The 8247-nt window shown below is 73.1% G+C and carries 5 protein-coding genes and 2 pseudogenes; all 7 read right to left on the reverse strand.

Going from position 1 to position 8247, the window contains the following annotated elements:
* Positions 1 to 110 precede the first annotated feature (110 nt).
* Positions 111 to 254 (reverse strand): annotated as a pseudogene (locus EAO71_RS13590) (pyridoxamine 5'-phosphate oxidase family protein); the annotation flags it as partial.
* 232 nt (positions 255 to 486) lie between these two features.
* The gene (locus EAO71_RS13595; RefSeq protein ID WP_147977976.1) at positions 487 to 1536 is read right to left on the reverse strand and encodes a helix-hairpin-helix domain-containing protein; all 1050 of its coding nucleotides are present in this window, start codon (positions 1534 to 1536) and stop codon (positions 487 to 489) included.
* Between the two features lie 243 nt (positions 1537 to 1779).
* The gene (locus EAO71_RS13600) at positions 1780 to 2625 is read right to left on the reverse strand and encodes a DegV family protein (protein WP_147977977.1); all 846 of its coding nucleotides are present in this window, start codon (positions 2623 to 2625) and stop codon (positions 1780 to 1782) included.
* A gap of 201 nt (positions 2626 to 2826) precedes the next feature.
* Entirely contained in the window at positions 2827 to 3606 is a 780-nt protein-coding gene (locus tag EAO71_RS13605) for a hypothetical protein (RefSeq protein WP_147977978.1), read from the reverse strand.
* Positions 3607 to 3733: 127 nt separating this feature from the next.
* Complete coding sequence (gene leuS / locus EAO71_RS13610) at positions 3734 to 6598, reverse strand: leucine--tRNA ligase (RefSeq protein WP_147977979.1); 2865 nt, start codon at positions 6596 to 6598, stop codon at positions 3734 to 3736.
* 390 nt (positions 6599 to 6988) lie between these two features.
* Complete coding sequence (locus EAO71_RS40000; protein WP_410093966.1) at positions 6989 to 7291, reverse strand: hypothetical protein; 303 nt, start codon at positions 7289 to 7291, stop codon at positions 6989 to 6991.
* Positions 7292 to 8017: 726 nt separating this feature from the next.
* Positions 8018 to 8247: pseudogene (locus EAO71_RS39640) on the reverse strand (oxidoreductase); the annotation flags it as partial.

Consider the following 8247-nt stretch of genomic DNA (forward strand, 5'->3'; position numbering starts at 1 on the left):
ACAAGCCTCCTCGCTCAACTCCTCTCACCACGGCCCGCAGTTCCCGGCCCGCCCCCACGACCGCGACGGCCCGCGCCGCGTCCGTCGCGGTCCCGGGAGTCGCCGGTGGTGTCCCACAGGAAGGACAGCGGGACGAGACAGGGCCCGCCGTCCGTCGACGCGGTCGCCACCCAGAGGTCCTCGTCGTGCTCCAGCCGGGCCAGCACGTCCTGCTTGCGACGCGCACGGGAGCGCGGCGATTCGTGATCGTTCATGTCCGCACCGTAGCCACGCTCGCGACCGKCCACCACCCCGGGACGCCCACCGCGACCGCCGCCGCTCCCCAGGCGGCCACTGCCGGCGGCACGAGCCGGAGATCGGCCGGCCCCTCCGGGTGGCGATCGCGCGCACGGTCCCGCCCTTCTCCCCCGTCGTCGCAGGTCTCGTCCAGCCCGTCGGCACGGGCACGAACCCCGGCACGGCGCTCACGGAGCGCGCCGGTCGCGTTCACGGCCGCACCAGCGGCGCGAGGTCCGCGAACCGCCGCTCGCCGATGCCGTTGACCTCGCGCAGTTCGGCGACCGTCCGGAAGCCCCCGTGCTCCGTGCGGTGGTCGAGGATGTGCCGCGCGAGGACCGGGCCGACCCCGGGCAGGGCGTCGAGCTGCTCGACGGTGGCCGCGTTGAGACTCAGGGGGGCCGCCCGCGTCCCGGCGACACCGCCTGCCGCGCCCGGGCCGAGGCCCGAGCCCGGACCCCCGCCTGCAGCCGCCGCCGGCAGGCCGACCACGACCTGCTCCCCGTCCATGAGCACCCGGGCCCGGTTGAGGCCGGTGAGGTCCGCGCCCGGCCGTACCCCGCCGGCGGCCCGCAGAGCGTCCGCGACCCGCGACCCGGCCGGCAGGGTCAGCACCCCCGGGCGTCGCACCTTGCCGTTGACGTCGACGACGACGGCCGCCGACGGTGCCCCCGTCACGGGCCCGGCAGGACCCTCCAGGGCCATCGGGACGGCCGGAGCCGCCGTCGGCCCACCACGACCGGGGGGTGACGCCGCACGCACGATCTCCGGAGCGCGCACGGCCTCCGGCCGGCCGGTCCAGAAGTACCGTCCGGCCACCCCCGCGGCCACGACCAGGATCACGGTCAGCGCGGCCAGCGTCCTCGGTTCGAGTCCGCAGCGCACCTGTACCCACACCGGTAACCGCTCGCGCAGCGCCAGAGCGAGCCGCTCGCCGAGCGTCGGTCCCGCGCGCTCCTCCCGGGTCCCTCCGGGCGGGTCCGTCTCCGGTGCCTCCCGGTCCACCGGCGGTCCGTCAGCGCCGTCCCCGGCGATCGGGCTATGCGGGACACCGGAGGCCGGAGGGAAGAGCGCCTCCCCACGGCGCCTCGTGGCGGCGCCGCCCGCCGGGATCGGGCGTCGGGTGCGGGACCCGCGCCGGAGACCTCCGGCAGGCGAGCCGCGCCTGCCGGGTCGGGCGCGCCCGTCCGATCCCGGCGCGCGTCCCGGGCCGCTGGTCGCTGCTGTCGTCGTGCCTGCGATATGTGTACGAAGAGCCATGCGTCAGACGGTAGAGAGATCATCGGGACCGTGCCGAGATGCCCCGATATCCGTGGACGAAGGGTGAGTTGGGGAAAACTCCGTCACTCGCACGAGGGATGGACGGGCGCCACTCGGCACCCGATCCCAGCCCGAAGCCCAGCCCCGGGCTCTCGCACACCAGGCCCTCGCACATCAGGCGCCGGCCACCCGCCACCCGCTGCCGTCACCGCGCGGCCTCCCGCTGGACGGCCCCCGCCCCGTTCAGCGGGGCGAGACGACGACGGCGAGCAGCCCCGGCCCCGTGTGCGCCCCGATCACCGCGCCCACCTCGCTGACCTGCRGCTCCCTCACGCCGGGCAGACGCTCCCGCAGCCGGTCGGCCAGCGCCGCGGCCCGCTCGGGCGCGGAGAGATGGTGCACGGCGACATCCACCGGCCCGGAAGCCGCCCGCTCCACGGCGATCTCCTCCAGGCGGGCGATGGCCTTCGAGGCGGTCCGCACCTTCTCCCGGAGTTCGATCCGGCCGCCGTCCAGTTCCAGCAACGGCTTGACCGCCAGCGCGGAGCCGAGCAGCGCCTGCGCGGCTCCGATGCGTCCGCCGCGGCGGAGGTAGTCCAGCGTGTCGACGTAGAAGAAGGCGGAGGTCCCGGCGGCGCGCTTCTCCGCAGCGGCCACCGCCTCGTCGAGCGAACCGCCCGCGTCGACGACCTCGGCCGCGGCGAGCGCGCAGAAGCCGAGCGCCATCCCCACCATGCGCGTGTCCACGACCCGGACGGGCACGGGTGCGTCCTTGGCCGCCAGCACGGCGGCGTCGTACGTCCCGGAGAACTCCGCGGACAGGTGGAGGGAGACGACACCCTTCGCGCCGGCCTCGGCCGCCGCGCGGTAGGTCGCCGCGAAGACCTCGGGGCTCGGCCGGGAGGTGGTCACCGGCCGCCGCTTCTGCAGCGCCTGTGCCAGCGAACGGGCCGAGATCTCGGTCCCTTCCTCAAGGGCCTGGTCGTCGACGACGACGGTCAGCGGTACCGCTGTGATGGCGTGCCGCTCCATCGTCTGGGGTGGCAGGTAGGCCGTGGAATCGGTGACGATCGCGACATGCCGGGACATGAGCGGGAGGTTACCCGCAGGGGCCGGTCGACGGCAGCCCGGGCCCCGTCCACGGACCGGCCGCGTCGCCCCGCCGGACACTCGGCGCCCACGCGCACCACGGCCGGCCGGCCCGGCGCATCCCGCCCCCGCGGCGCGGGCGCGCCGTGCGGCCGCGCACCCCGTCGGCCTCGGACGATGTCGACACCGCGCCTCCCGGCGTCAGTTGGTGGTCTCCGGCCGGGGAGTCTTCTCCCACGGGAAGGTCGCGACCCTCGGGTCGCGTGCCGTGATCGCCTGCGGCGGCTGCTGTCCCTGGGCGGGAGGCCCGGGCGTCCCGTCGGCGTCCTGCGCCGCGCCGTCCGCCGGCCACACCTGCTCGTGCCCGGCTCCCGCGACAGGATCCGCCTCGGGCCAGGAGAAGTCCGCCGCCGGCTGCGAGCCCGGGGTGTCGTCGACGGTCGACCAGTGGCGCAGCGCGCCCGCCTCCACATCGATCTGGGCGCTGAGCGAGGACAGGTCGTCCTCCGCGAACTTCCGCACCCGGTCCCGGGCGGCCCAGCGCAGCGACTCGGCGGAGTGCGTGATCCGCTCCGTGCGCTCGCGCAGCTCACCGAGCGCGCCGGCCACCCTGGCCCGGTCCGGCTCCCGCTCCAGCCGCTTCAGGTCCTCGTCCAGCTCCCGCCCGTGGCCGCTGAGCCGCTGGAACAGGAGCAGGGACTCCTGGAGGGAGGCGTCCTCGGGCGCGGCCGCCTGGAGCGCGTCCTGCGTGGCCCGCATCGACGTGCGCAGGGAGAGCCGCAGCTGGGCCAGCTCGCCCGCGACCCCGCCCTGCCCGTAGCTCTTGGCGCGCAGCGTGGTGTCCTCGACCGTGCGCTTGGCCTGGGAGAGCGTGCGGTCGACGCCGCGCTTGGCGGCCTTGGCCACCTTGACGGTCGCGTACACCCCCAGCGCCACGAAGGCGAAGAAGAGCAGCGCCATGATCACAATCGCGGCTTCCATGTGCGCCCCTCCGGCGTCCGTCGGTTTCCCTCGGTTGTCGCTTCCTCCACCGTAAACGGAAAGGGCAGGCCGGGGGTTCCCTCTGAACCCCCAACCTGCCCGTAGGGGAAAACCCCCGGTGCCGCGATCAGGCGACGATGTTGACCAGCTTCGGCGCGCGGACGATCACCTTGCGGATCTCCGCACCGCCCAGGGCGGCGACCACGTGCGCGTCGGCCAGCGCCAGCGCCTCCAGCTCCGCGTCGGTGATCGACGGGGAGACCTCCAGGCGGGCCCTGACCTTGCCCTTGATCTGCACGACGCAGGTCACGGTCTCGTCCACGACGTAGGCCGGGTCCGCGACCGGGAAGTCCCGGTGGACGACCGAGCCGGTGTGGCCCAGCTTGCGCCACAGCTCCTCGGCGATGTGCGGGGCCAGCGGGGCGACCAGCAGCACCAGCTGCTCGGCGACCGACCGGGAGAGCGCGCCGCCCGACTTCGTCAGGTGGTTGTTCAGCTCGGTGATCTTGGCGATGGCGGTGTTGAAGCGCATCGCCGCCATGTCCTGCCCGACCCCGTCGATCGCCTTGTGCAGCGCGCGCAGGGTGTCCTCGTCGGGCGCGGTGTCGACGACCGTGACCTCGCCGGTCGACTCGTCGACGATGTTGCGCCACAGGCGCTGCAGCAGGCGGTACTGGCCGACCACCGCGCGCGTGTCCCAGGGGCGGGAGACGTCCAGCGGGCCCATCGCCATCTCGTACAGGCGCAGGGTGTCGGCGCCGTACTCGGCGCAGATCTCGTCGGGCGTGACGGCGTTCTTCAGGGACTTGCCCATCTTGCCCAGGACGCGGCTGACCTTCTCGCCCTCGTGGAAGAAGGCGCCGTCGCGCTCCTCGACCTCGGCCGCCGGCACGGCGATGCCGCGCGCGTCCCGGTAGACGAAGGCCTGGATCATGCCCTGGTTGTACAGCTTGTGGAACGGCTCGGCCGAGGAGATGTGGCCCAGGTCGAACAGCATCTTGGACCAGAAGCGCGCGTACAGCAGGTGCAGCACCGCGTGCTCGGCGCCGCCGACGTACAGGTCGACGCCACCGGTGGGCATGCCCTCGCGCGGGCCCATCCAGTACTGCTCGATGGCCGGGTCGACCAGCTTCTCGGAGTTGTTCGGGTCCAGGTAGCGCAGCTCGTACCAGCAGGAGCCGGCCCAGTTGGGCATGGTGTTGGTCTCGCGGCGGTACTTCCTGGGGCCGTCGCCCAGGTCCAGGGTGACGTTGACCCAGTCCTCGTTGCGGGACAGCGGGGTCTCCGGCTGGGTGTCCGCGTCGTCCGGGTCGAAGGTGCGCGGCGAGTAGTCCTCGACCTCCGGCAGCTCCAGCGGCAGCATCGACTCGGGCAGCGAGTGCGCCACGCCGTCCTCGTCGTAGACGATCGGGAAGGGCTCGCCCCAGTAGCGCTGGCGGCTGAACAGCCAGTCGCGCAGGCGGAAGTTGACGGTGCCCTCGCCGATGCCGCGGTCGGCCAGCCAGGCGGTGATCCGCGCCTTGGCGTCGACCACGCCCAGTCCGTCCAGCGCCACGTCCTCGTTCGAGGAGTTGACCAGCTTCGCCTCGTAGGAGGAGAAGGCGTCGTCCCAGGTCGCCGGGTCGGTGCCGCGGTCGTCGCCGGGCTCGACGACGCAGCGCATCGGCAGCTCGAAGGCGCGCGCGAAGGCGAAGTCACGGGAGTCGTGGGCCGGGACGGCCATGATCGCGCCGGTGCCGTAGCCCATCAGGACGTAGTCGGCGATGAAGACGGGGACCTGCTCGCCGCTGACCGGGTTGGTCGCGTACGCGCCGGTGAAGACGCCGGTCTTGTCCTTGGCCTCGGCCTGCCGCTCGACGTCGGACTTGGAGGCGGCCTGCTTGCGGTACGCGTCGACGGCCTCGGCCGGGGTGGCGTGACCGCCGGTCCATACGTCGTGGGTGCCCTCGGGCCAGGCGGCCGGGACGATCTGCTCGACCAGGTCGTGCTCCGGCGCCAGGACCATGTAGGTGGCGCCGAACAGGGTGTCCTGGCGGGTGGTGAAGACGGTGATCGCGCCGGTGTCGCCGACCTGGAAGTCGACGCGGGCGCCCTCCGAGCGGCCGATCCAGTTGCGCTGCTGCAGCTTGATGGCCTCGGGCCAGTCCAGCGCGTCCAGGTCGTCCAGCAGGCGGTCCGCGTAGGCGGTGATCCGCATGTTCCACTGGCGCAGCTTGGACTTGAAGACGGGGAAGTTGCCGCGCTCGGATCGGCCGTCGGCGGTGACCTCCTCGTTGGCCAGCACCGTGCCCAGCCCGGGGCACCAGTTCACGGGCGCGTCGGAGGCGTAGGCCAGGCGGTACTCGCTCAGCACGTCGGCGCGCTCGGCGGCGGTCAGCTCGCTCCACGCGCGCGTGCCGGGGACCTCACGGGTGCCGTTCTCGAACTGCTCGACCAGCTCGGCGATCGGACGGGCCTTGCGGGCCTCGTCGTCGTACCAGGAGTTGAAGATCTGCAGGAAGATCCACTGCGTCCACTTGTAGTACTCCGGGTCGATCGTGGCGAACGACCGGCGCTTGTCGTGGCCCAGGCCCAGCCGGCGCAGCTGGACCTTCATGTTCTCCATGTTGGCCTCGGTGGACACGCGCGGGTGCGTGCCCGTCTGCACGGCGTACTGCTCGGCGGGCAGGCCGAAGGCGTCGAAGCCCAGGGTGTGCAGGACGTTGTGCCCGGACATGCGCGCGTGGCGGGCGTAGACGTCGGTGGCGATGTAGCCCAGCGGGTGGCCGACGTGCAGGCCCGCGCCCGAGGGGTACGGGAACATGTCCATGATGAACTTCTTGGGCCGGGCGGCGATCTCGGGGTCGCCCGCCAGGTCACCGGTGGGGTTCGGCGCCTCGTAGGTTCCCTCGGCGTCCCAGAAGTCCTGCCAGCGTGCCTCGATGTCGGCGGCCATGGCCGCCGTATAACGATGCGGGGCCGCCGTCTCGGCAGCCGAATTCATCTCGCTCATGATCCTTGAAGCTCCATCGATCGTCTCTGCCCACTGCCACGAAATGAAAAATCCCCTCGCACAGGAGGGGACGCCGCGCCGATTCCGACCGGAACTCTCATCCGTCGGGACTGATCAGCGCGGCTCGCTAAGCAGAAGGCGTACGGCACGCATGGCGTCAGGGTACCGCAGGGCCCGAGCAGGCCGCACCGACGTTCCACACCGTGGCCGGGGTCGCCCGGGCCGCCCGGGTTACTCCGCGTATCGCCCTTATCCGGGGCAACCCCAGAGTCAGTTGCCGTTCGCACGCCCTGTAAACGCTGCAAACCATCTACCGGTCGGTATGCAGCGACTTAGCATGCGGCAACGGGACCGCTTATCCGCACCATTCGGAGTCGCCCCCATGAACCCTCATCGCAAGATCCGTTCGTCGCCCTCCCAGCGCCCCGGCATGAGCCGGCCGGTGCAGGGAGGGCTGTCGGTCGCGGCGCTGGTCGTCCTGCCGCTGCTCGCCGTCGGCGGCGGCGACAGCTTCCGGGCCGCGCTCGACTTCACCACCGGCGTCCTGTCGCTGGTCTCCCTGACCGCGTCGGTGGCCTGGGGCCTGACCGCCACCGACCGGCTGCTGCTCTCCACCCGCCACCGGCTGCTGGCCCAGGGCATCCACCGCGCGACGGCCACCGCCTCGCTCGGCTTCCTGCTGCTGCATGCCACCGTGAAGGTCTCGCTCGGTCACGTGGAGGCGATCGGCGCCTTCGTCCCCTTCGGTCTCGGCGTCGCCGGGACCGGCGGTCTCATCGGTCTCGGTTCGCTCGCCGGGCTGCTGATGGTGATCGCCGCCGCCACCGGCGCGCTGCGCAGCGCCCTGGCGGGCCGCGGGCGCTTCGCCGCCCGCTGGCGGCCCCTGCACATGCTGGCGTACCCCGCCTGGTGCTTCGCCCTGATGCACGGCCTGTACACGGGCAGGCCGGCGGCCACCTGGGTCGTCACCATGTACTGCCTGGCCCTGGCCTCGGTCGGCGGGGCCGTCTCGCTGCGCCTGCTGCCCGCCCCGACCCAGCGTGCGCTGGTCGAGCGGCTCACCGGCCTCCTCGCCTCGGTGGAGGGCCGCCCGCGCGTGCCCGAGGCGCCCAGCGCCCCTCCCGTCCGGCCGGAACGGGAGCCGAGCCTGCGCGAGGAGCCGCCCACTCTGTCCGCCGAGTGGCTGGATCGACCCGTTTCTCAGCCGTTTTTGAACACAGCCGTCTCTCCTCCCGTACCGCAGTTGTACGAGGCGGTTTCCGCGCCGCCGGTGGCCCCGGCTGCCCCGGTCCCCCCTGCCGGTGCCGGCTTCTCGGCCGCGTACCGCGCAGTGTCGCGGGCCACCACCCCGGCGCCGGACACCGCCTCGTACTCGACCGACCCCGGCGTCCCGTACGCCGAGCGCATACCCATGACCGAGGAGATCTCCGTGGAGTTGCGGGTGACGGCGACGATCAGCGTCCGGGCGCCCAGCGCCTCGGCCGCCAGCAGCGCCCCGTCCAGGATCAGGTGCGGGGCCCGGTTGAGCAGCACCGTGTCCTTGCGGCAGGCGGGCTCGCCCTCGCTGCCGTTGACCACCACCACGGGACGTACCCCGCGGCGGATCGCCGCCTTGCCGACGGCCCTGAGCTTGCGTCCGAACGGGAAGG

It is taken from the genome of Streptomyces sp. MS191, from assembly GCF_008042125.1.
GTDB lineage: Bacteria > Actinomycetota > Actinomycetes > Streptomycetales > Streptomycetaceae > Streptomyces.